Source organism: Paenibacillus sp. J31R98 (assembly GCF_056269245.1).
In genome coordinates this window covers 22,739-47,319 of record NZ_JBWDNO010000014.1, presented here as the reverse complement: position 1 = coordinate 47,319, position 24,581 = coordinate 22,739, and the positions used below count along the sequence as shown (strand labels likewise).

At 54.3% G+C, this 24,581-nt stretch carries 23 protein-coding genes and 1 riboswitch; all 23 genes read right to left on the bottom strand.

Annotated elements, in window-relative coordinates:
* Window positions 1–228: 228 nt before the first annotated feature.
* Window positions 229–2,733, bottom strand: coding sequence for a stage II sporulation protein E (spoIIE, locus tag AC0YNX_RS30210; protein WP_475819385.1), 2,505 nt, complete (start codon window positions 2,731–2,733; stop codon window positions 229–231).
* 29 nt (window positions 2,734–2,762) lie between these two features.
* A complete protein-coding gene (locus tag AC0YNX_RS30205; RefSeq protein WP_475819384.1) occupies window positions 2,763–2,897 on the bottom strand; it encodes a hypothetical protein in 135 nt (44 codons plus the stop codon).
* A 244-nt stretch (window positions 2,898–3,141) separates the two neighbouring features.
* Complete coding sequence (locus AC0YNX_RS30200) at window positions 3,142–3,705, bottom strand: S1 domain-containing RNA-binding protein (protein ID WP_475819383.1); 564 nt, start codon at window positions 3,703–3,705, stop codon at window positions 3,142–3,144.
* 179 nt (window positions 3,706–3,884) lie between these two features.
* On the bottom strand, window positions 3,885–4,214 hold the full coding sequence (locus AC0YNX_RS30195; protein WP_475819382.1) for an FtsB family cell division protein: 330 nt from the start codon (window positions 4,212–4,214) through the stop codon (window positions 3,885–3,887).
* Between the two features lie 28 nt (window positions 4,215–4,242).
* Complete coding sequence (yabQ, locus tag AC0YNX_RS30190; RefSeq protein WP_475819381.1) at window positions 4,243–4,899, bottom strand: spore cortex biosynthesis protein YabQ; 657 nt, start codon at window positions 4,897–4,899, stop codon at window positions 4,243–4,245.
* Window positions 4,896–5,186, bottom strand: coding sequence for a sporulation protein YabP (yabP, locus tag AC0YNX_RS30185; protein ID WP_475819380.1), 291 nt, complete (start codon window positions 5,184–5,186; stop codon window positions 4,896–4,898). The genes yabQ and yabP overlap by 4 nt, the downstream gene beginning before the upstream one ends.
* A 249-nt stretch (window positions 5,187–5,435) precedes the next feature.
* On the bottom strand, window positions 5,436–5,714 hold the full coding sequence (locus AC0YNX_RS30180) for an RNA-binding S4 domain-containing protein (protein WP_475819379.1): 279 nt from the start codon (window positions 5,712–5,714) through the stop codon (window positions 5,436–5,438).
* The gene (locus AC0YNX_RS30175; RefSeq protein ID WP_126012633.1) at window positions 5,715–5,987 is read right to left on the bottom strand and encodes an HU family DNA-binding protein; all 273 of its coding nucleotides are present in this window, start codon (window positions 5,985–5,987) and stop codon (window positions 5,715–5,717) included.
* A 176-nt stretch (window positions 5,988–6,163) separates the two neighbouring features.
* Window positions 6,164–7,642, bottom strand: coding sequence for a bifunctional methyltransferase/pyrophosphohydrolase YabN (yabN, locus tag AC0YNX_RS30170; RefSeq protein WP_475819378.1), 1,479 nt, complete (start codon window positions 7,640–7,642; stop codon window positions 6,164–6,166).
* Window positions 7,643–7,751: 109 nt separating this feature from the next.
* Window positions 7,752–9,476 carry a putative polysaccharide biosynthesis protein gene (locus tag AC0YNX_RS30165; protein WP_475819377.1) on the bottom strand — a complete coding sequence of 575 codons (1,725 nt, stop codon included), beginning with the start codon at window positions 9,474–9,476 and terminating at the stop codon, window positions 7,752–7,754.
* Window positions 9,477–9,547: 71 nt separating this feature from the next.
* A complete protein-coding gene (gene spoVT / locus AC0YNX_RS30160; protein ID WP_475819376.1) occupies window positions 9,548–10,090 on the bottom strand; it encodes a stage V sporulation protein T in 543 nt (180 codons plus the stop codon).
* Window positions 10,091–10,395: 305 nt separating this feature from the next.
* On the bottom strand, window positions 10,396–10,524 hold the full coding sequence (locus AC0YNX_RS30155; RefSeq protein WP_475819375.1) for a hypothetical protein: 129 nt from the start codon (window positions 10,522–10,524) through the stop codon (window positions 10,396–10,398).
* A gap of 32 nt (window positions 10,525–10,556) precedes the next feature.
* On the bottom strand, window positions 10,557–11,405 hold the full coding sequence (locus AC0YNX_RS30150; protein WP_475819374.1) for an ABC transporter ATP-binding protein: 849 nt from the start codon (window positions 11,403–11,405) through the stop codon (window positions 10,557–10,559).
* 54 nt (window positions 11,406–11,459) lie between these two features.
* The gene (locus AC0YNX_RS30145) at window positions 11,460–12,287 is read right to left on the bottom strand and encodes an ABC transporter permease (protein ID WP_475819373.1); all 828 of its coding nucleotides are present in this window, start codon (window positions 12,285–12,287) and stop codon (window positions 11,460–11,462) included.
* A gap of 5 nt (window positions 12,288–12,292) precedes the next feature.
* On the bottom strand, window positions 12,293–13,306 hold the full coding sequence (locus AC0YNX_RS30140; protein ID WP_475819372.1) for an ABC transporter substrate-binding protein: 1,014 nt from the start codon (window positions 13,304–13,306) through the stop codon (window positions 12,293–12,295).
* Between the two features lie 92 nt (window positions 13,307–13,398).
* A riboswitch (guanidine-I (ykkC/yxkD leader) is annotated at window positions 13,399–13,510 on the bottom strand.
* A 121-nt stretch (window positions 13,511–13,631) separates the two neighbouring features.
* A complete protein-coding gene (gene urtE / locus AC0YNX_RS30135; RefSeq protein WP_475819371.1) occupies window positions 13,632–14,330 on the bottom strand; it encodes an urea ABC transporter ATP-binding subunit UrtE in 699 nt (232 codons plus the stop codon).
* On the bottom strand, window positions 14,308–15,093 hold the full coding sequence (gene urtD, locus AC0YNX_RS30130) for an urea ABC transporter ATP-binding protein UrtD (RefSeq protein ID WP_475819370.1): 786 nt from the start codon (window positions 15,091–15,093) through the stop codon (window positions 14,308–14,310). The genes urtE and urtD overlap by 23 nt, the downstream gene beginning before the upstream one ends.
* Window positions 15,056–16,147, bottom strand: coding sequence for an urea ABC transporter permease subunit UrtC (gene urtC, locus AC0YNX_RS30125; RefSeq protein WP_475819369.1), 1,092 nt, complete (start codon window positions 16,145–16,147; stop codon window positions 15,056–15,058). The genes urtD and urtC overlap by 38 nt, the downstream gene beginning before the upstream one ends.
* Before the next feature lie 33 nt (window positions 16,148–16,180).
* Window positions 16,181–17,089, bottom strand: a complete 909-nt coding sequence (urtB, locus tag AC0YNX_RS30120) for an urea ABC transporter permease subunit UrtB (RefSeq protein WP_475819368.1) — start codon at window positions 17,087–17,089, stop codon at window positions 16,181–16,183.
* A 96-nt stretch (window positions 17,090–17,185) separates the two neighbouring features.
* Window positions 17,186–18,442, bottom strand: coding sequence for an urea ABC transporter substrate-binding protein (urtA, locus tag AC0YNX_RS30115; RefSeq protein WP_475819367.1), 1,257 nt, complete (start codon window positions 18,440–18,442; stop codon window positions 17,186–17,188).
* 324 nt (window positions 18,443–18,766) lie between these two features.
* A complete protein-coding gene (locus AC0YNX_RS30110; RefSeq protein ID WP_475819366.1) occupies window positions 18,767–19,816 on the bottom strand; it encodes a lactonase family protein in 1,050 nt (349 codons plus the stop codon).
* A 108-nt stretch (window positions 19,817–19,924) separates the two neighbouring features.
* Entirely contained in the window at window positions 19,925–21,019 is a 1,095-nt protein-coding gene (locus AC0YNX_RS30105) for a peptidylprolyl isomerase (RefSeq protein ID WP_475819365.1), read from the bottom strand.
* Window positions 21,006–24,575 carry a transcription-repair coupling factor gene (mfd, locus tag AC0YNX_RS30100; protein ID WP_475819364.1) on the bottom strand — a complete coding sequence of 1,190 codons (3,570 nt, stop codon included), beginning with the start codon at window positions 24,573–24,575 and terminating at the stop codon, window positions 21,006–21,008. Before mfd ends, AC0YNX_RS30105 begins: the two co-directional genes overlap by 14 nt.
* Between the last annotated feature and the right edge of the window lie 6 nt (window positions 24,576–24,581).

The following is a 24,581-nucleotide window of genomic DNA, read 5'->3' as shown; positions in this document are numbered from 1 at the left end:
CATCGGCTCGCGGGCCACCAGCCTCTCTGCACGTTTCCGAGCATTTACCCTACGCGCACGTTTAGCTGTGCTCCGTCCTTTCGCAATTGACTTGTTTGCACCGTCACCGATCACGGCTCCACCTGCAACCCCGGCCACAGCTCCAACCCTAAATCCAGCTCCAGTTCCCGTTCGAGCACCAGCTTCCGCTTCAACTACAACGCTACCAATATGATATCTATTCATCAATCAGCTCACCGTCCTTGGACGCTCGACCGTAGGTCTCCCTGGCCAGCGGAATGTAGCCCACTCGGGCTGATGCTTGTCCACCTTCGCAACGACAACCGTCATATCATCCACAATGTCGCCTTTGTGGTATCGCACTACGGTATCCAGCAGCGCGTCTGCAATTTCCTGCGGCTGATCGGACCTGATCTCCTGGATCACCCGTTTCATCCACATTTCCTTATTCACCGCATGGCCCGGCGCGTCATAGATGCCATCGGTCATCATAATGAGCGTATCCCCCGGATGCAATTGCACGCGGATCAAGTCTATGTCAATGTCCTGCAAGATACCTACCGGCAAATTGTTGGCCGAGATCGGGATCACTTCGTTACCGCGCTTGATAAAGCTCGGCGTTGACCCGATTTTCATAAAAGTCGTCTTCGCACTGTACATGTCGATGAGCGCTACATCGACTGTCGCGAATATTTCGTCAGATGAACGAAGCAGCAGGACGGAATTCACCGACTTGATCGCCAGCTTCTCATCCATACCCGACTGCAGCAGCTGCTGCAGGATGGTCAGAGCGGTGCTGCTCTCCTGCTTGGCCCGCTCGCCATTGCCCATTCCATCGCTGATCGCGACAGCAAACTTGCCATTGCCCAGCTCCACGGTGCTGAAGCTGTCTCCCGACAGCAAATCACCGCCTTTGGCGAGACCGGCGACGCCAGTCTCCACCTCATACGCTTTGGCCGTACCGAAGATGACGGTGGCTGCGCCCTTCTCCGGGTACTTCTCCGACATAACGGCGATCGGTTCGCCGAGAATGTCGGTCAGCATCGGCGCTATGATTTTCCGGCATTCATCATAGCCCCGGCCGAACGTATGGTACACTTCGATTTCGACGTTTCCCTCCTCCAAATTAATAATTTCAATGCCTTGTATCGATAAACCGAGCCCCTCGAGCGCCTCCCGGATTTGTTCTTCCTGCATATGCAGCTGCTGCCCTTCCCGCTTGATCTCGCGGGCCAAGTCCTCCATGACTTGCGATACGCCAAAGAGCTGATCGGCAACGAGCTGCCGCGATTCGTTCAGCTGTTTCCTCCAATGCTGATCATGCTGGAACAGCTCATACTGCTGCTGCATGACATTCAGTACCTGCGGTGTCTTAATACAGTGCGTGCTCCATTCGCGAGGCACTTCTTTCGGCGTGGTGCGGCGTCCTTCCTGAACGGCGCTCATCATGCCTGTCATCATTTTGTACGTCTCATAGAATTTACCATCCCAGCAAAGCTCCCTCCGGTGACAAGAATCGCAGGTGCGGTCGGCAACCACGTTCATGAAGTGATTGACCGCTTCCTCCTGCTTCTCTTTCTCATCTGTGGTGGTGCCGGCGACTGTGCCGAACTGCCCGAAGCTTCGGGACAGCTGGCGGAACACCTCTGAGAACTGCGTGACACGCTGTGCCGTGACATCCCGCACCCTTCTTGCATATTCATGCTGTGATTTCACATGCTCCTGTGTGCCAGGCACGTATTTGGAGATAAGCCGTATCATCGATTTCGGTGTCAGCATCAGCATCGTTGCCGCAATGACCGACTCCCACGTCGAGGCCATCACATCGGTCTGATTGCCCACATAGATCGCAAGAATCGAAGAGCCTAGCAGCATCCCGAAGGCTACTGCAGCTTTGCCGCCTTCCCGCAGCAGTCCCGCTAACAGACCGGCGAAAGCGAGCAAGCTCATCTGTACGATTGCACTCGTATCCGCAAGGCTCAAGATTAGCCCTGCCACAACGCCGACCGATGCGCCAAGCGGTGCTCCGCCGACTAGCGCGAATAGCAGCAGCATGTAGCGTGAGAGGATATGCTCGATAGAAAGGCCATAAGCGAACCAGCCAACAGCACCAGTCATTATCGAGGCCAGCATAATCATGAGGCAAATAATCTCCTCATTCTTCAGCGCGGACGTCTTCTTCGTTAACGTCAGCACCGGAATCGCTTGAACGAAGACGAGCGTAAGCACGAATCCGAGCGACGCTTCTACGCCAACCATCATCAGCTCATACCAGCCCAGCTTGTCCGCAATGACATTGTCGAACAGCCTGACCAGCATCGTGGAGAGGAAGACGAGCAGCGGCGCATACGATAACTCGGCCCTTTCGTAAGCTTCGAGCCCCCGCATCAGAAGGTAGACGACCACGACCTCCATCGCGATCCACATCGGCTCCGGTGCGACAGCGAGCCAGCTGCCGGCGATAATGGACACTGCCACTGGCAGAATCATATCCCGCCTCAGAAAATAAATAACGGTAAAGTAAGCGACAGCGAAGGGAGTTAGCGACTCCAGAATAACAGCCCGGCCTAGCAGGAAGCCGACGGCCATTAACACGAAGGTCCACTTGCGTGAGGCAATCATTCCGGCTAAGCGAAGCAGTCCTGTACGCTCGAGCCCTTTATGAAGGGCTGATTGGACGAAGTTCTTGGGGCGTACACCCGGAAACATAACAACTTTAGGTTTGTCCACCATGCGTGAATGACACCAGCCTTTCTGAAAAATTAGTGTAGCCCCATTATAGAAGCACCTTCTTCGGAAAGTTTGTCAGAAAGCGTTGCCAATTCAAAAGTTTTTTCCGACAATTCGCGTACGGTGGGCGGCGCCTTGTCAATTGTGAAGCGCGCCAGTGCCAGCAAGGGAATGACTTCCTTTCGACAACTGACATGACGCCATCCATTCAACAAAATCTGTTGCGTGGGGTCGCGTATTCGATAGCGAATCGCCGTCCGAACCTGTCGGGATTGAGTGAGAACAGGAGAAAAGTTTTTTGCGTGGGCGGGTATAATAATGCGATGGGCTGCATAGAGTGCTTAAAACAACGGATATGCATAAAAAAAGACAGTGTCGTAAGAGACACTGCCTGAAATGACGTTCTATAAATTAATCGCGCTTAGCGCCACGGCCACCGCGTTTCGATTCCGTATTCTTCTTCAAGGAGGACATGCGCTCTTCGCTGTCCTTCAGGAAGCGTGACACTTTATCCTCAAAGGATGGTTTACCGAAAGCAGGTTTGCCGAATGCAGGTTTACCGCCGCCGCCTTTGTTGAATGGACGTCCGCCGCCACCACCGCCGCCGCCTTGACGATTAAAACCGCCGCCACCGCCTGGTCCACGATCTCCGCTTGGTCCACCAGTCCGGCCGCCAAAGCCACCTGGTCCGCGATCCGCACTGCGTTCACGCTGAGGAGGTGGTGCAGAGCCTTCAGGACGATCGACTGCCTGTTTAATGGAAAGTCCGATTTTTCCGTCTTTGTCCACGTTAATGACCTTTACTGTAACAACGTCTTCCAGCTTCAAATGGTCTTTAACGTCTTTGACGTAGTTATCGGCAATCTCTGAGATGTGAACTAGCCCTGTGACACCTCCCGACAAATCGACGAATGCTCCGAAATGCGTAATGCCTGTCACCTTGCCCTCTAACTTGGCGCCCACTTCAATTGCCATAGATAAAAATGTTCCTCCCTAACCGTTATGAGAAGCTGATCGCTTCGATTTCTCTCAGCCCCTTAGGCTGCGAGGTAAATATTATGACGGTAAGCCGTTAAAAATGCGGTTACTTAAGCTGATTATACCCGAATGAGAGATGCAAGGCAACAGACGTATACCCCGTGTGCGAAGCCCAACTATGGCTGTTTCACGCCTACGATTTGTTTCTCGCCTTTGCCTACCATGCCCTGCTCTTTCGTAGCAAGCTGGCCGATATACTCTTTATCGCTCAAACGCCTTACTTGAAGCTGCAAATCCTGGACCTGTTTCGTCGCTTCCTCGATTTGCTTCGTCGCGTTCGCAAGCTTCGTCTCCGCGTCGCCTTGACGCGCAAGCTGCATCAGCAATGTATACAACGCCCAGCCCATGAAGAGGGCGACGAAGATAAACCAAATTCTCAGCCGGCGTTTCGTGCCTGCATAGCTTGCAGCGGCGGGTGAATTGGGACCTGTATGCGCCATCGCCATTTCATGGACCTCCTGACGTAAGTAGAATCTATTCGTCTTTCTTATGATCTTCATCGGCATCCTGCTTCCGATTCTTAAGTCTCTCCCAGATGCGAACGATGCGATCCTTCACTGCCAGAGCACGTTCTTTCAATCGCCACTTCGCGATAATTGGATTTACCCGACTTGTCCAATAACGAACCACAGGCTTCCATATCGGCTTCGTCATCCAGGCGAACAACCGCCAAAAAGGACGAACCAATTGTAACACAATTTTGAATATGAAAATAGTAAATGCCCTCAAAAAAGCTAAAATTACCCTGCTAATCCGATAGAGCAATAGGAGCGGCTTTATGACCAGCAGTACGAATGCGCGTATGACAAAATGGATGATTGCCCGCACCGTTCCGATCAGCACATGCACAATCTTCATCGTAATCTTGCTGAACAGCCAATAGTAGAGACAGATGCCGATGAGCAGACCAAGAAATACATAAGCTCTCACTTCCCCCTCGTTGCTGGAAGAGAGCACCTGAAACACGATAATCGTCGCTGCGATCCAGTAGAGCAAGTCGAGCACAGGAATCCACAAGCGGTTAATCTTCAGCTCGTCCGATACGACCCGATAGCCGTCGAAGACGATGCCCATCCCGATCCCAGAGAGCAGCATCGTCATCATCGTCAACCATTGTACGCTGAGGCTCACTTGAATAACTTCCCGAACAAGCCGCCCTTCGACTTCGCCGCGGGCGTATTGCCATCCAGGTAGTTGAGCGAGTGGACGAGCCCCTCAATCGCTACCAGCCCTTGCTCAAGGCTAAGATGCTTCATATGCAGATTCTGCCCGCGAATGGCCAAGAAACCAAGCTCGGTCTCAAGCAGAAACTCTTCATTGTCGAAGCTCTCCACATTACTGACGCCGGTTATCTCAAGGATCTTGCGGTTAAGCATTTTGATTTCCTGGCGTTTCTGGCCTTTGCCTTGCTCGATCATTGCCCGTCCCCTCCTATAAGCGGTCCTATTAAGTGTAAACGGCTGTCGCCATCTTCACGGCAAAAGCTTACGTTTCACGGAGACATTACAGAATTTCATACAAGTGAAGCTTATAAATTCTATAATGTTAACTAAGACTAGCTTATGGGTATAGGACAGGTTTTAGAACTTCAAACAAAAAGGCTGCCCCGCACGCAGCGGAAGCAGCCATTGTTCATATTGCCAGTTACGGGAGCAGCCAAAACCCTCTTAGAATTCCAGCTTGTTCTCGGACTGACGCGCTTCTTCTTTCAACAAAGTATACATACCGCTAGCCTCGTCCTTCTTGGTCGTCTCCACAATCCGCTCAACACGAATGGTGACGATTTTCTGGCCGTATTGAATCTTCAGCTCGTCGCCGACTTTGACGGTGCTGCTTGCTTTGGCTTCGCGATCGTTAATCCAGACGCGCCCCTGCTCGGAGACATCCTTGGCGACGGTACGCCGCTTGATCAAACGCGATACTTTGAGAAATTTATCAAGACGCACTTACTTAATAGCGTCCTTAAGTTTATTGCCGGCTTTGAACGCTGGAACCTTGGATTCTGCGATGGTGATTGGGTTGCCTGTTTGCGGGTTGCGACCTGTACGGCCGGAACGCTTGCGCGTCTCGAACGTGCCGAAGCCGATCAGTTGTACTTTATCGCCGCTTGCAAGCGCGTCTGTTACTTCGCCCAGGAAGCCATTCAATACGGATTCCACGTCACGCTTAGTGAGTCCGCTCTTAGCTGCAATGTTGTTGACCAAATCAGTTTTGTTCATCCTTCAATTACCTCCTAAATGAATTATACTTTTAGGCAGCCGGAAAGCCGCCGTATAGCTGATTCCCTCAAGTGGTACTATTCTGCCTTCTAGCAAATAAATCCTGCTTTCTGGAAAATATTTTCGGAGTTTGTGAGGAAAAAAGCCGAATTTTGACGAATCTCTTTCTCTATTTACTAGGGTAGCCGTTTGGCTTCCTCCCAGTAACGATCCATCTCTGTTAAATCAGTTTGGTCAAAGGAACGGCCACTTATACGAAGCTGCTCCTCAATATATGAAAATCGTTTCTTAAATTTCTGATTCGTACGTGCTAGAGCTTCTTCCGGATCTGCTTTAATGAATCGCGCTGCGTTGACAGCCGCGAATAAGAGATCACCAAGCTCGCCTGCTTGCTCCTCCGCGTCCTTGCTCGCAATGGCTTCGCGCAGCTCGCCAAGCTCTTCTGCTATCTTGTCTAGCACTGGAGCGAGAGTATCCCAATCGAAGCCGACCTTCGCCGCTTTCTTCTGAAGCTTATAAGCTTTCATCAGCTCTGGCAGACCTGGCGGAACACCGTCCAGCTGCGATGCTTGCGAGGTGTCTATGCCTTTGCGCTGCTTCTCTTCAGCCTTCATCTGTTCCCAATTCGCAAGCGCCTCGGTCGCATTGCCTGCGCTCGTATCCCCGAACACATGCGGATGACGGAACAGCAGCTTCTCATTCAGGGATTGAATGACGTCATAGACGGAGAACGTGCCAACCTCTTCTTCCATCTGGCTGTGCAGCATCACTTGCAGAATAACATCGCCGAACTCTTCGCGCATGCCGTCCGGATCATCGTTGTCGATGGCCTCAATCGCTTCATACGTCTCTTCGATGAAGTTCTTGCGAATGGAGAGATGCGTCTGTTCACGATCCCACGGACACCCTTCGGGACTGCGCAAAATAGCGACGATCTCGTGCAGACGTTCAAAAGTGCGGTTACGCAGGTTCTCATCCGTGGAGCGCGGAAGGTAGATCAGCGATAGGTTTCCGTAACCAGGCGTGCGATCCAGCTCGTAGAGCGGCACCGTTAGAATCTGCTCTTCGCCGGGAACGCCAAGTGCGTGTCCAATAACGATCGGATAATCATCCGGCAGCAGCTCCATCAGCGACAGCTTCACGTCGGAAGCGGTGTACTCGTCGTACACTTGTCCAATGACAGTGTGCAGATCAGTACGGATCAGCGACGACTTCAGCTCCGCTGCGTCCAGCAGCTGGAACCCTTCGATCGGGTCAAAGCCGAGCCTTGTGAACGATTGGTCGAGGAAGCTCTCGCCACCGAGAATGTGCAGCTCGATATTATGCTCCGGGCAGCGCTCTCTCAGAAGCTGCACGGAACGCTCCGCCACCATCGGATGACCAGGGACCGCGTAGATAATATTCTGCTTGGTCTGAGCGTGCTCGATCAGCTGCGTTGTAATCGCATCGTAGACATCCGGGAACGAGTCCATCTGCTCGTAGATAACGTCGAACGACTCGTAGCTCAGCTCGTTGTCGTGAAACAGGCGCATCATCGGATGCTTGTCCGTTCGCACATAGCGATGCTCAGCCTGCTGCAGCCTGCGCCAGACGCCAAGCGTCAATTGGTCTTCGTCACCGGAGCCGAGTCCGACGACGGTTATGGTTGATTGCATATATGTACTCCTCCTTGGTTCGTGTAGAGATAAGGCTAGTCGCTCCAGTAAGCTTGATGGGCAAGACATTGGCTAGTCGCTCCAGTAAGCTTGACGGTCAAGACATTGGCTAGTCGCCGGAAGGGAGCAGCCGCCAGCCTTGCAGCTTGGCGGCGAGTGCGCCGCCGCCCGGAAGCGCGCGCAGCTCGCGCGCCGTGATGCCGCCGAAGCGAAGCACGGCGGCGAGGAAGAGCGCTCCGCCGAGGGCGACGCCGCCGAGCGCGAGCGCTGCAGCTGCCGCCCGCGGCGGCAGGGAGCCGAGCAGCGAGGCAGCGCCGCGCTCGGCCAGTACGAGCACCGCGGCCATGACCGCGAGTGCGAGTACGATGCCCGCGGCGCGCCGCGCGGGCATCGCCGCGCCGGCGGCGCGGCGAACGGCGCCCGCGCCGAGCAGAGCGGCGGCCGTGAGCGCCGCGATGCCGGCGCAAGCACTGCCGGCGATGCCGAACGCCGGCACGAGGGCGGCGTTGAGCGCCGCCTTCAGCGCTGCCGCGGCGAGCATGAACAGGGCGGGGGCGCGAACCGCCCCGAGCCCTTGCAGCACCGCCGCGGTGAGCGCACTAACGGTGCCCGCGAGCGCCGTGCACCCCACAAGCGCGAATGTACGCGTGCCCGCATCGTCCGCGTACAGCATCATATTGATGGGCTCGGCCAGCACCGCGAGCCCCAGAGCCGCGGCTGCGCCGATTGTCCAGGCGGCCCGCATAACGATGGCCGCCTGTTGCCGCACCGCAGCCTCGTCGCCGCGAAGGCGCGCAGCCGCAAGTGCGGGAATAAGCGCGGCGCCCATCGCGCCGGCAACCATGACGACCAGCTGCACAAGCGGCTGGCCCCGGCTGTAGAGGCCGAAGAGCGCCATCGCTTCGGCTTGTCCATCACCCGCTTCGCGAAGCAGCCGCGGCACGGTAAAAGCATCCACCGCGCCAAGCACCGGAACGGCAAGCGCCCCAAGCGTCACGGGCACAGCAAGCAGTGTAAGGCGCTTCATTAAAGCACCGATCGACTGCTGTCGGCTCTGATCTCGCTGCCCGCGCAGCTCGCTCCATTTCACTACCGTCGTCCGATAACCAGCTCGCTCACGCGCCCATATCAGGACGATGACCGCAAGCCCTGCCGTGCCGCCAATGGCCGAGCCGGCGTTAGCCCCAGCGGCAAGCTCCGCGTCCGCCCATCCGTAATGCCAGCCGAGCGCAAGCAGCGCAAGCATGCCGGCGACGCGAACTGTCTGTTCCGATAGCTGCGACACGGCAGAGGGCAGCATCTCGCTCCGTCCCTGATAATATCCGCGCAGCGCGGCCATGACGGGTACGACCCATAGCGCGAGCGCGGACATTCGCACGGCTTGCGCTGCTTCCGTATCGCCTATCCATGAGGAGATGACGTCGGCCCCGCCCCACATGAGTACAAAACAAACCGCGCCGTAGCCGAACAATAACAATGCGCTGGCGCGTAATATCCGATTCGAGCCGCCGCGAGTACCATGAACCTCCTGCTCGGCGACCAGAATGGAGATTGCGACCGGGAACCCGGCCGTCACCAGCGCCATCAGCAGCTGGTACAGCGGATATACCGCGTTATAGATGCCGAACACGCGGTCACCGGCTATATTTTGCAGCGGAATCTTCTGCAGTGTCCCGAGCGCTTTGCTGACGAGCATCGCCGCGCCCATAAGCGCAGCGCCTTTATATACAATCAGCTTTTTCCCATGAGCACTCGCTTGGCTGCCGGAACCCACTTGAATCCCCTTTACACTTTTCAACCACGTGCACCTGCCTATCTCTTCTCCTGCCCCCATTATACCCCAAAGTCAGTCCACACAGAAAAAAGCTCCCATGAAGACCTCTCTTCAAGGAAGCTTATCATTGTCTACTGCTCCATTTGCTTAGCGAGGAAACCAGCTGCCGTCTCCGCCATCTTCGTTTCCATCTGCGACATCTTTATATTCTCATCCTTGCTCAGCAGCACGACCGTACCGATTGGATCACCACCGGCCACGATAGGCGCCGCCACGAAGGAGCTGAATGCCTCACCGATATCCTTCACGACTTCATAGGAGCCGCCTCCGGACTCCATAACTGTCTTGCGGTTCTCCATACAATTCTCTAGCATGGAGCCGATCTGTTTCTCCAGATAGTCCTTCTTGGACGCTCCCGCTACTGCAATAATGTTATCTCTGTCCGTAATCAAGGTAATATGATTGGTGCTTTCCGAGAGAGATTCCGCATATTCCTTGGCAAAATCGCCAAGTTCCCCAATAGGAGAATACTTCTTCAAAATCACTTCTCCATCGCGATCAACGAATATTTCCAGCGGGTCGCCCTCGCGTATACGCAGTGTTCGGCGGATTTCCTTCGGGATAACGACCCGGCCGAGATCATCAATACGACGGACAATTCCAGTTGCTTTCATGTTCTAGTTGCCCCACTTTCCTTGAAGGTTTTGAATTGGACTGGACGCAAACGCGCTTGCTGCAATTTCTATGGTTCAAGAGGAGAGGATCCTTGAATAAGGTGATTATCGATCTGACCATAGTATTCATCCCCTCCCATTTTCTTATTCACGTGGAAAAGGGGCTAAAACCTTGATTCACCGCGGCTGGAGAGATCTACCACTTCAGTTTGCGGCTGGCGAGCGCGGGCCTCCATTACCAGCTAGCCTGCACTAATTAATTGGAAATATCCAAGAGCTAGTTGTAAACAAAAAAAACTGCCGCTCTAACGAAGAGCGGCAGGATGACGGAAAAACATGATTCTCACGATAGACCCAAGCAGTGCCAGCAGCCGATTGTTGAACCTTCTGGGCATATCTGCACCTTCACGATTTGTTGCACTCTTCTCTGGCATGGACCCGTCACCCCTTCGTGATTTGTGATTAATTAATGCTTCAGCAGCAGACCGAGCTCCCGCTTGAGCGCCAGAAACTCCGGCAGCTCTCGCACTTCAGGAGTCCGCTGTGCCCGCAGCTGTACATCGAATGTCTTCAATATTCGTCCAGGACCAGCACCCATAACAATGATCCGCTGCGATAGAAATACCGCCTCGTCAATGTCATGCGTGATGAAGAGAACGGTCGTCTTCTCCTTCTCCCACACCTCGAGCAGCATCTCCTGCATCTCGAGCTTCGTCTGCGCATCAAGCGCGCCGAACGGCTCATCCATAAGCAGTACCTTCGGGCGGTTCGCAAGCGCTCTTGCGATGGCGACCCTCTGCTTCATCCCGCCGGACAGCTGCTTCGGGTAGGCGTTCGCGAAGGCTTCAAGCTTGATCACCTTCAGAAAATGACTGCTGATCGCGCGCCGTTCAAGGGTAGAAATACCTTTCAGCTTCGGACCGTACTCAATGTTCTCGCGTACCGTCAGCCAGGGGAACAACGTATAGCCCTGAAACACCATGCCCCGCTCCGCACCCGGTCCGATGACTTCTTCGCCGTCCAGCGTCACCGAGCCTTCGCTCAGCTCATCGAGCCCCGCCACGATACGCAGCAGCGTAGACTTGCCGCAGCCGGACGGACCGACAATCGTCACGAACTCATTGGTCCGCACGTGCATGTCGATGCCGCGCAGCGCCTCGAACCGGCTTTTCTTCGTTTCGTACACTTTGCTAAGACCGTGGATCGCAATCTCGCCCCGCTGCGCTGCCGCTTTGTCTGTCTCTACCGCGTGCACGCTTCTTCCCGCCTTCTCCTGCATCGCAACAACTTCCGCCGTACGTTTTGCCGCTTCCATGGCTCTCACTCCTTATTCACTCGTTCGTGTGATGTCGAACTTCAGGGCACTACGCTACGCCCAAGGGAACAGCCTACGGTTCAAGAACGCGAAGATCCGGTCGCTGATAAGCCCTAGAAGTCCGATGACGATGATGCCGACGAAGATCTGATCCGTGTTCAGGAAGCGCTGTGCCTTCATGATGGCATAGCCGAGACCACTGTTGACGGCGACAAGCTCCGCGACGACGAGATACGTCCATGCCCAGCCGAGGATGAGTCTTAGCGTATTCATCAGCTGCGGCTGAATGGCCGGAATGAGCACGGTCTCAATCGCCTTCCACCGTCCTGCGCCGAGCGTGAACGACGCTTGCAGCAGGTCTTGGGAGACACGGCGCGTATTGTCGGCTACCATCAGCACGAGTTGGAAGAAGCAGCCGATGAAGATTAGCAAGATTTTCGCCCATTCCCCGATACCTGCCCAAACCATAATGAGCGGAATGAATGCGACCGCAGGCATATAACGGATAAATTCCATCGGAGGTTCAACGAACGCCTCGCCGTACTTGAACGTGCCGGCGAAGATACCAAGCGGAATGCCGATGACGCAGGCAAGCAGGAAGCCCGCCGAGACACGGAACACGCTGATGCCGATGTGATGCCAATACTCACTCGTGCCAAGCATATGGATCATCTCGACAAATACTTTATCTGGGGTCGGCAGGAAGATGGGATTGACCGATTCCGTATAGCTGAGCAGCGACCAGAGCGCTAACAGCAGGATGAAGGAGAAGCCTGCAGTGATTGCAAAAGGCTTGTTGCCGATATCTTTGAAGATTTGAAGCCGGTTCGGCTTTCTCTTTCTCTTTGTCGTTGTTGTTAGTGCCACTGCCGCCTTGCTCATAAGGCTCACTCCTTCGCTGCTTTTTCTACAAACGATGAATCGAAGAGGACATTGAAATCTTTAATCTCATCCACCATGTCGAGATTCTTCAGGAAGGCCGCTGTCTTCTCCGCCGTATATGGAAGCGATGTGTACTCATCCCGCTTGCCGAACGCCGCGACATTGTCTTCCTTCGTGAACAGCTTGATGCTCTCAAGTCCCAGCTTGAAGTCCTCCGGCGTTGTCTCTGCCTTCTCTGCCATGAGTTTGATTGATTCGTCCTCATGCGTCTTGAAGTACTCCAGTGCATCGAACCAAGCATCGACGATCTTCTGAATATCATCCGGACGATTCTTCACAACCTCGTCGCGGAAGACGAGCAGATCTGGTATAAGTCCCGGCGTATCCTTTGAGGAGAAGAGCACCTTACCCTTGCCTTCCTTTACCGCTTTCGTCTGGAATGGCTCCCAGAGCACGGATGCGTCTGTTTTGCCGGATATGAAAGCAGGTCCTGCATCGTTAACCGTCATATTCACGTAATTGACATCTTTCTCGGACAGCCCATTCTGAGCGAGCGCCGTCAGCAGGAGGAGATGATCAACTGTGCCAAGCTCGGTCGCAACCGTCTTGCCTTTCAGATCTTTAATCGACGCGATGTCAGGCTTACTTACAATTGCATCGCCGCCGAAGGAATTATCGTTAACAAGTACAGCCTTGAGCCCAATGCCCTTCGATGCCGGCGCAAGCGTGTCGCTCAGCGTCTGGCTGTTCGCATCCACCTTGCCTGTCGAGAGTGCCTGCAAGGAATCGCTGTAGACCGGGAACCATTTGAGATCGACTTTCACGCCATGCTTGTCGAAGAAGCCTTTCTCATCGACGAGATACCAGAAGAACCAGCCCGGCCAAGGACTTAGCGCAATCGTAATCGGTGATTCATCGCCACTTGTGGAAGCATCCTTCGAGCCCCCGCACCCTGCCAGCGTAATGAGCATTGCAGCGAGTACAGCTACCGTAACCGTTCGTTTCATTCTTCTCTTCATTCGTCCCCACTCCCATCGTTTCTCTAGGTCATGCACAATCGGCCTCGCATAACGAGAACCTTTATACAAGAATAGAAAAAGCCTAAGGAGATATCTCCCAGGCTTTTGTCCTTCCGTGTATATGAAGCGAATCGCTCCATACGCCATCTCTCGGACCAGCTGGCACATTGGAGTGCATGCCACGGAACCCTAGACAGCTTGTTGTTCCCAATCGGAATGCGGGGAACCGATATTTAGTTTGTTAGGTAATCTAACATCTATCTTTATATTAAAAGCCAGTTCATCAATGTGTCAACACTTATGTTAGGTTTTATTACATATTTACTTATACCGTCAAGTAATGGCGTATCACTTCATCGTTCAGATCCGATAGGCCGCCCTCCCAGGCTATAGAGCCTTTCTCGATAATGTAGAAGTAGTCGCCAACGCTCTTCACGAACTCCAGACTCTGCTCCGCGAGCAGGATCGACGTCTCTCCTCCTGCCTTGATCGAACGAATCACATCGCGGATATCATCTACGATGGAAGGCTGAATCCCCTCGCACGGCTCATCAAGCAGCAGCAGATCCGGCTCCGAGGCGAGCGCCCTGGCGAAAGCAAGCTGCTGCTGCTGCCCGCCGCTTAAATCCCCGCCTTTGCGGTCGTACATGGCAGGAAGCACCGGGAACTTGGCGACCGCGGACTCCGGTATAGCGCGCTGCTTCTTCCCTCCCGTCGCTTCAAGTCCGAGCAGCACGTTCTCGAACACCGTGAGCTGCGGGAAGATTTCGCGCCCCTGCGGCACGTAGCCGATCCCTTTCTTCGCCCGCTGCCCCGGCGGCAGCTTCGTCAAATCATCGCCTTTGTAAGTCACCGATCCCCGGCGCGCTTTGAGCACGCCCATAATGCTCTTCATGAGCGTTGTCTTGCCGACCCCGTTGCGCCCGAGCAGGCAGACCACCTGCCCCGGCTTCACTTGGAGCGTCACCTGCCTTAAGATGACGCTCTCCCCGTAACCCGCATCAAGCTGTTGAACGGCTAGCATCGGCATCCCGCCTTTTCCCTAAATACACTTCCGCCACGCGGTCATCGCGCTGCACATCCTCCATTGACCCTTCCTTCAACAGCCGGCCTTCATGCATGACGGTCACCTTGCTCGCGAAGCTGCGCACGAACTCCATATCGTGCTCCACGACGACAATCGACTGCGTCTTGCGAATATGCTGCAGCAGCTCGCCGGTTTTCTCTGTCTCCCGGTCGGTCATGCCAGCTACAGGCTCATCCAGCAGCAGAATCTCCGGCTCCTGCAGCAGCATCATGCCGATCTCGAGCCACTGCTTCTCGCCATGCGACAGCCCGCCGGCACGCCATGACGCCTTCCCTTGCAAGCCGACCATTTCGAGCTGCGCCGCAAGACGGTCCGCCTCCTCTGAGCGCAGCCTGGCGCGCAGCGAAGCGAAGACGCCACGGTTCTGTTTCATCGCGATCTCCAGATTGTCGTAAACAGTGAGCGATGGGAAGATCGACGGCGTCTGAAACTTCCGGCCGATGCCAAGCTCGGCAATCTGGTGCTCCCGCTTCCGCGTAATATCGACACCGCCGCGCAGCGTTACTTTGCCCGAGGCTGGCTTTACTTTGCCGCAGATGACATCCAGCATCGTTGTTTTGCCCGCCCCGTTCGGTCCAATGAGAAACCTCAGCTCGCCGCGCGTCAGCGTCAGGTCCATTCCTTGCACCGCCTTGAAGCCATCGAAATCGACCGTTACTCCATCACACTGCAGGATTACGGACTCCATTTGCTCGCTCATCCGATTCCTTCCTCCTTCCAACAAGCCCCTTCAAACTGCCGAACAGTCCCGCAGCACCCTTCGGTAGGAACACGACGACGACCACAAACAAAGCGCCCAGGAACAACGTCCACATGTCCGGATATGATTCACTGAACGTGCTCTTCGCCGAATTAAGCAGCACCGCTCCAAGTACAGCGCCGCCTAGCGTGCCCCGCCCGCCGATTGCTACCCAGAGCACCATCTCGATCGACGGCACAATGCCCATCATTGAAGGAGAAATAATGCCGACATGCAGCACGAACAGCATACCCGCAACACCTGCGAGGGCAGCTGAGATCGCGAAGGCAACCATCTGGTAGATCGCCGGATTGTAGCCGATGAAGCGCACCCGATTCTCGCCGTCTCTGATTGCGCGGAGCACCTTGCCGAAGCGGCTCTTCACAAGAAACCGGCAGAGCAGGAAAGCGCCAATGAGCACTGCTACCGTTGCAAAATACAACCATCGCTTCGTTTCCGGCGATGCGAGCGAGAACCCGAACAGCTTGCTGTAGCCGGTAACGCCGTTGGTTCCGCCCGTATACGCCTGCTGCCCCACGAACAGCGTGACCGTGATAATCACGAGCGCCTGCGTCAGAATCGTGAAGTAGACGCCGCGAATTCGATTGCGGAACGTCACATAGCCAAGCACGAGCGCCAGCAGCGCCGGGAGCAGTATGCCGGCTGCAATCGCGAAGCCAATCGACTCGAACGGCTTCCAGAACCAAGGCAGTGCAGAGAGCCCGCTCCAATCCATGAAGTCCGGCAGCTGCCCGCCGCTTGCTTCGAGCTTCAAATACATCGCCATCGCATAGCCGCCAAGGCCGAAGAATACTCCGTGGCCGAGACTGAGAATGCCTGTATAACCCCAGATCAGATCAAGCCCTAATGCCACGATGGCATACGCCAGAAATTTCGCCAGCAGGTTAAGTCGGAAATCGCTGAGCACAAGCGGCGCGCAGAACAACACGGCTGCCGATGCTACATAAACCGCCAAGAGCCATAACCGCCGGGAGGATAATATTCGCAGCTGCATGCCTTCACCACCTTTCGAAGTAGAAGCTTATGCTTAGTTATCGAGCGAACGGGAGCGCATCGCCACAAGACCGCTGGGCTTCCACTGCAAGAAGGCAACGATGCATACAAACACAAGCACCTTCCCGAGCGAGGCCGTCGTCCAATATTCAAACAGCGTATTCGACATGCCGATGCCAAGCGCGCCGAACACGGTGCCGACGAGCTTGCCGACGCCGCCAAGCACAACAACCATAAAGGCATCCACAATATAATAAGTGCCGATTGACGGCCCGATTGGTCCAATGAGTGTAAGCGCGCAGCCTGCTATGCCCGCAATGCCTGATCCGATCGCGAACGTCATCGCATCGACGCGGCGCGTCGAAATGCCAAGGCATGCCGCCATCTCCCGGTTCTGCATGACCGCCCTCATGCGACGTCCGGAATGGCTCCGGTATATATACACGTACATGAGGAACAAACAAACTAGCACCAGACCGAGAATGAACAGCCTCTTGTACGGAAACACGACGCCTCCAAGCGCGGTCACGCCGCCGTTCAGCCATGCCGGACTCGTTACGCCCACGTTAGGCGCACCGAATATGCTGCGTGCAATTTGTTGAAGCATGAGGCCGACGCCCCAAGTAGCGAGCAAGCTATCGAGCGGGCGCCCGTATAGAAAGCGGATGAGGCTCATTTCGAGGACGATACCGAGTAAGAAAGCAATGATGAAGCTCGCCGGAATGGCGAGAACGAAGTACCAGCCGAAGAGTGAGGCGGGCATGTAAGAGGTAAACAGATTTTGCACAACGTAGGCGGTGTACGCCCCTATCATAATGAGCTCGCCATGCGCCATATTAATGACTTTCATGAGCCCGAACGTAACCGATAGCCCTAGAGCGATCAGCAGCAGAATCGAGCTGACGCTAATTCCGTTAAACAGCTGCAGTACAACAACGTCCATGTACCCACCCCTTATACTAAGAGCAAACCGGCCGCGCCGCCGGCAGTAATAGAAGCGGCGGCGCAGCACGATTACTAAATTGCACTTTACGGGTTCTTACTTGCCTGCAGTTAAGCTAGCCGCCCATGAGTAGCCCTTCAGGAATGGATCCGGCTTCACCGGCTCACCGGAATTCCACACTTCCTTGAACTGACCATCCGGCTGCACTTCACCGATCCGAACGGTTTTGTACAAGTGCTGGGTCTCCCCGTCAATCTTCACTTTGCCCTCCGGCGCATCCCATTCGAGTTCCTTCGCCGCAGTTTTGACTTTCTCAACGTCGGCGGAGCCCGCTTTCTCGACGGCTGCTGCCCACAGGTAGACGGCATCGTAGCCTGCTTCGATCGGGTCGGCGGTTACACGGTCCTCGCCGTATTTTTTCTTATAGTTCTCTACGAAGGTTTTGTTAGCAGGGGTGTCTGTTGTTTGGTAGTAGTTCCATGCGGCGTATGTACCAGCGAGTACGTCTGTGCCGATACCGCGAATTTCTTCTTCTGCGACGGAGACAGACAATGTTGTGAGGTCTTTGGAGGTAATGCCGGCATCCTTCAACTGCTTGAAGAACGCGACGTTGCTGTCACCGTTCAGCGTGTTGAACACGACATCCGGCTTCGCTTCTTTGATCTTAGCAATAACGGTTGCATAGTCGGTATGACCGAGCGGCGTGTATTCTTCGCCCGCGAGCTCTCCGCCTTCAACCTTGAGTTGTTCTTTGATGATTTTGTTCGCTGTGCGCGGGAATACGTAGTCTGAACCAAGGAGGAAAAATTTCTTGCCGTGGTTTTGGAGGAGCCAGCTGACAGCAGGTACGATCTGTTGGTTCGTCGTAGCGCCGGTATACATGATGTTCGGTGATTGCTCTAACCCTTCATACTGTACCGGATACCAAAGCAGCCCCTTCAGCTCTTCGAATACCGGCAGCATCGCTTTACGGCTCGAGGACGTCCATCCGCCGAATACCGTCGCGACTTTATCTTCGGAGATCAGCTTCCGCGCCTTTTCCGCAAAGGTCGGCCAATCCGATGCGCCGTCCTCAACGACAGGCACTATCTTCTTCCCGAGCACGCCGCCTTTTGCGTTGATTTCGTCGATCGCCATCATTTCCGAATCTTTGACCGACACCTCGCTAATAGCCATTGTGCCGCTGAGAGAATGAAGAATACCAACTTTAATTTCCCCACCGCTGGTTGAATCTGTCGTCTGCGCGGCCTCATTCGTGGATGCAGCTTTATTATCGTTTGTACTGCATCCCGCGAGCGCCAAGCATAATGCAATGAGTACAGCCGCACTGCCTTTCGCCTTCCTGCTCCTCATTCTCCCACTCCCAATCCCTATTTTCTTTTTCTCTATTCCGAACGTTTTTCTGGATTTGGTTTCCATCGTTCGTGGTCTCATTATAAAATCCACTCTGGAGTGATGTCAATAAACTTTACATAAAAGAATCAAATTTTCTTTGTTCGAAACCAAAACGCTTGATTCGATCAAATTTATGTTACTTAAACTCACAAATTAAATGTGGAATGACGGTCGATCTTCAATATATTACATGTATATAACATATTGAAAGCAAAAAAAAACCGGACAAGCAGATTACCTGCTTATCCGGCGCTAAATCATCTTCCACTCTGCACATGGGACCTACTTCACGAATGCAATACAAACCGGCTTATTCGTCTCGATGCTATGCCCCGTTGGCTGTAATTCACCTGTCGCCTGGTCGATTCGGTAAGTGACGATGACGCTCGACTCCTGATTCGCAGACAGCAGATACTGACCGTCCGGCGATATCGCGAAGTTGCGCGGCGTCTTGCCGCCGCTTGGCGCGATCTGCACAAGCGTAAGCGAACCGTCCGCTTCCACGCGATAAACCGCAATGCTGTCATGCCCGCGATTCGACGCATACAAGAAGCGTCCGTCAGCGGACACATGAATGTCGGCACAGGTGGTCTCTTCAGCGAACGATTCCGGCAGCGTTGAAATCACCTGTTTCAATGTCAGCTGCGATCGTTCCCCTTCGTAGCTGTAGACTGCAACCGTGCTGTCCAGCTCGTTAATCACGTACAGGATTGGCTGCTCCGGATGGAACGCCATATGCCTTGGACCCGCTCCCGGAGCCGTAGCTGTCGCTCCCTGCTTAATCAGCTTCTTCGCCTCCGAATCAATCCGGTACGAGACGACTTCGTCAGTACCAAGATCGGCAACGAGCACGTAACGTCCTGACGGATCAACAATCGCGGAATGAGGATGCGGCGTTTCCTGGCGATCATCCCGCGGCCCGCGGCCTTCATGCGCGATATGATCTGCAAGTGTCACCGAGCCATCCTCGCCGAGCGCGTACAGACTAAAGTTGCCGCCTGTATAATTCGTCACGACAAGCAGCTGCTCACTCTTGTCGAATTCGACATGGCATGGCGAACCGCCAAGCGTGGATACATCATTAATCGCAGTCAGCCCGCCATTATCGCCTGTCAGCGCATAGCTCAGCACCGCACCGGGTTCCACGCCGGTTTCGCTTACCACATAGAGATGAGTGCCTGCATCATTCACACGCATGAAGGATGGATTATGAATGCCCGCTAAGCCGGACAACCGGCTGATTGCACCCGTCTCCGTGTCCAGAGCCATGGCCGATACGCCCTCTTGCTCCGCCGAAGAATAGGAACCTACAAAGAATAGCTGCTGTGTCACTTAATGACCTCCTAAGAATTAGTATGATGAAGTCAAAACAAGCTCAGCCCTTCATAGCGCAGGCTGAGCTTGTCTTGTTGTTACCGCACCTTCAACGATTGCTCTTGATTACTTCGTTTCCGTTTTCTTGTCGGCATTTGTATTCGTATTCGTGTCTTTGTTCGTATTCGTGCCAGAGTTCGTGCCGGAGTTCGTACCGCCAGTCGCCGGCGTTTCTGCCTTCGGCAGGTCAATCTTCGTAATGAGCTTCGGCAGCTCGTCCGTCATGAATTTGTTCAAATTCGCGGATGCCAACGTCGACTTGATCTCCGTCTTATCCGCATCCGTCAGCTTATCGAACGCAGTCGGCGTACGCTTCTCTACCAACATGACATGGTAGCCGTACTGTGTTTTCACCGGATCGCCGATTTTGCCGACTGGCTGCTTGTTCGCAGCATCTTTAAATTCCGCTACCCAAGTCTTCGCTTGTTGGTCTGCATAGAGGCCGCCGTTATCCTTGGAACCTGGATCCTCGGAATACTTCTTCGCAAGCGCTGTCCAGTCGCCGCCTGCATCTAGCTGAGCCTTCACTTCCTTGGCAATCTTCAGCGCATCCGCATCCTTACGCTTCTCCGCGCCTGTTGACGGATCCACAGTGCTAATCAGAATTTGACGAACCGACACGACATTATAATCGTCTTTCGTTGTGTCATATTGCTTCTTTACTTGATCATCCGTAATTTTGCTCTCTTGATTCTTCATGATTGTCGAAATCATCGAGAAGAAGTAACGAATGTCACTTTCCTTCAAGCCTGCATCGTCCACTTTCTTCTTCGTGGCCGCATCGGCATCGACCGACTGCTTCAGCTGCGTATAGAATGTGTCTTCATTCTTCTTCTCTTCATCCGTCAACTTCTTGTCGCCTAATTGCTTATACAGAATTTTGTACCCGATATATTCACGCAAGAATTGCTCCTGCAGCTGCGGAATGCTTAGATACATCTCTGTCTGCGGCTGAACAACGCCGAAGAACGTGGAGTAAAGCTTAAACTCCTTATCTGTGACGACACCGTCCTTATAGGTTGCAATCGTCTTGCCTTCTCCAGCTCCTGGTACGCCGCCGCTTTCCTCCTCTTTCTTGCCGCAGCCCGCCATCAGCGTGATGACGAGAACGCCTGCAAGGACAAGCAGGATCGCTTTTCTCCAATTGTTAGTGCGTAGCATTCTGTAGTTCCCCTTTCGATTGAATGGTGTCTTTATAGTGGGTCAAAAACCGTTCCAGCAGCTCAAGCTTCTCTTCCACCTTCAGCCCTTTTCCTCTTAATTGCATAATCGGATAAGGCTCTTGGCCGGTCGAGCGCTTGAATCTGTTCTCTAGCTGCAAGCAAATCATGTCCACCTTCTTGTTGTCGAAACGCTGCTTCTCCCGCTCAGCGAATTTCAAGGTGACATCATCGCTTTTTCCGCTAATTTGCTCGATTCCGCATGCGGCGCCGAACACTTTAAGACGGGCAACCGACAGCAAATTATCGACCGCCTGCGGCAAATCGCCGAACCGGTCAACGAGCTCCTCGCGCAAATCGTCAATTTCCTCAAATGCGCGTACCGTAGCGACTTTCTTATAAATCTCTATCTTCTGTATGCTATCGTAAATATAGGAAGACGGCAAGTAGGCATCAATGCTCATGTCGATCACCGTATTCACTTCTTTCACCGGCGCTTCCACTTCCCCATCCATGCCGGCTTTACGCTTCGCGATTTCATCGGCAAGCATTTGCGAATACAAGTCGAAGCCGACAGAGGCAATGAAGCCATGCTGCTCCGCGCCGAGCAGGTTGCCTGCTCCGCGAATCGACAAGTCGCGCATCGCAATCTTGAAGCCGGAGCCGAGCTCCGTGAACTCCTTAATCGATTGCAGCCGCTTCTCCGCTACCTCGGTCAGCACTTTATCCCGCTGGTACGTGAAATAAGCGTATGCGATTCGGTTCGAACGGCCAACCCGTCCCCGCAGCTGATACAGCTGTGAGAGGCCCATCTTGTCCGCATCATGAACGATGAGCGTATTGACGTTCGGAATATCGACGCCTGTCTCAATGATGCTCGTGCTGACAAGGACATCCGACTCCCCGTCCAGGAAGTCCAGAATCGTCTTCTCGAGCTCCTGCTCGGACATTTGGCCGTGGCCGACCGCCACGCGCGCATCCGGTACGAGCGCATTGATTTGCTCCGCAATCTGATGGATCCCTTGCACCCGGTTATAGAGATAGTACACCTGTCCGCCGCGCGCAAGCTCGCGCTCGATAGATTCGCGCACGAGTGACGGGCTGTACTCGACGACATACGTCTGTACCGGGAACCGATTCTCAGGCGGCGTCTCAATAACCGACAGATCGCGCACGCCCAGCATCGACATATGAAGCGTCCGCGGAATCGGCGTTGCCGTCAGCGTCAGCACGTCGACGTTCGTCTTCAGCCGCTTCAGCTTCTCCTTATGCGATACGCCAAAGCGCTGCTCTTCATCGACAATAAGCAAGCCGAGATCTTTAAAAATAATATCCTGCGACAGCAGACGGTGCGTTCCAATAACCACATCGACTGTTCCCGCCTTCAGCCCTTTCATCGTTGCGGTCTGATCCTTCTTCGAACGGAACCGGCTCAGCACCTGCACGTTGAACGGGAAGCCCGAGAAGCGCTCGCGGAACGTCTCGTAGTGCTGCTGCGCGAGAATCGTCGTCGGCACGAGAATGGCCACCTGCTTGCCCTCGATTGCCGACTTGAATGCCGCCCGTACCGCAACTTCTGTCTTGCCGTAGCCTACGTCGCCGCAGAGCAGACGGTCCATCGGACGCGCGATCTGCATATCCTTCTTGATCTCGCTGATGGCACGCAGCTGATCCTGCGTCTCGTCATACGGGAACATCGCTTCGAAATCCTGCTGGTACGACGTATCCTGCCCGAATGCAAAGCCTGTCGTCGCCTGACGCTCCGCATAGAGCTTAATAAGCTCGTCAGCGATGTCCTTAACGGACGACTGCGCCTTGCTCTTCACCCGCGTCCATTCGCTGCCGCCAAGTTTATACACCTTCGGCTCTTTCTCTTCGGAGCCGACATATTTCTGAATCAGGTCAATCTGTTCAATCGGAACGGACAGCTTGTCGCCGCCCGCATATAGAATATGCATGTAGTCCTTATGGATACCGGCAATTTCAAGCGTGCCGATTCCCATATACTTACCGATGCCGTGGTTCTGATGAACGACATAATCGCCGACCTTCAGCTCCGTATAGCTCTTAATGCGCTCGGCATTGTCTATCTTCTTATCGAGGCGGCGCGCCTTGCGCTGCTTCTGCGAGAACATCTCACCTTCGGTGATGACAATAAGATGAATGGAAGGCAGCTCAAAGCCGCTCTGGAGGTTGCCCTCAATGAGCGTAGGCGGTTCGATACCGTAATCGTGCAGCACACGGCGCATCCGGTCCATCCGCTCTGCATTGCCTGCAAGCATGATAACCGTTGCACCTGTTTTGCGCCAGCGTTCCATCTCTGCCTTCAGCACGTTCATTTGCCCGTGGAAGTTCTGCATCGAACGGCAGACGACATTCAGAATATTCTGCGGCTGCGTGTGTGGGATTTGTCTTAAAAATAACGATAAGAACAGCGTTTGGAACGGACGGTGGAACAACACATCATCCGATGGGCGCGCCAAAGCAAGCGCAGGCAGCGCTTTGCCATGCGTCATCAGATGCGTCGCCCACTCTGCCTCATCTCGCTCGAGCTGGCGGCCCGTCTCAATGAGACGCGTAGGCTCGTCGTAGATGAGCAGCGTTTCCTTCGGCATATAATCGAACAAGGTTTGCCGCTCCGGGTAGAGCAGCGAAATATATTTATAAATTTCCGGAAAATAATGATGCTCCCGCAGCTTCTCGATTTCCGAGCCGATCTCCGAGCGCAGCCGATCCTTCGCCGTACGGTCCGTCATCTTCGCAAGCTGCTGTTCCAGCAGCGACACAGCATGCTCCGCTGCATTCTCGAAGCGGCGCTTATCCGCCATCAACTCCTGGCACGGCGGCACGCTGTAATGCTGCAGCTTCTCAATCGACCGCTGATCAGCCGGGTCGAATGTACGAATGGAGTCGATCTCGTCGTCGAACCATTCAATTCGGTACGGGTGGGCAGAAGTCAGCGGGAAGAGGTCGACAATTCCGCCTCTGACGCTCATTTCGCCTTTGCCCTCTACCTTGTCGACACGCTCATAGCCGAGCTCTACCATTTGCCGTAAGAACGCTTCCAATGATAGCGTCTCGCCGACACGCAGCTCCGCCCGAGCAGATGCCATCACACTGCTAAGCGGCAGGTAGCGTCGGACGCCGGAGAACGGCACGACAACAATCCCGCGAAACCCTTGGGACAGCCGGATCAATACATCCATCCGCTGAGCCAACGTTTCCGGGCTCGATATAGCTGCTTCCGCAGCGACTAATTCATTGGCCGGGTAGAGCAGCACCTCGTCCTCGGACAAGCACTCCACCAAGTCCTCTGCGATCTTCTGCGCCGCGAACATGTTATGGGTGACAACGAGCATCGGGCGATCGAACTCCCGCTTCAGCGCCGCGATCATCACTTGCCTTGATGAGCCTGCGAGCCCCGAAATCAGCTGCTCCTGCATCCCTTTCTTAATCCCGGATACGACGGAACCAAAGTCCGTATCCGCAGTGTAAGCTTCCAGTAATGCTTTCAACTTCAGCGGCACCTCGTTTCTTTCACAACAAACCAATCCCATGAAACT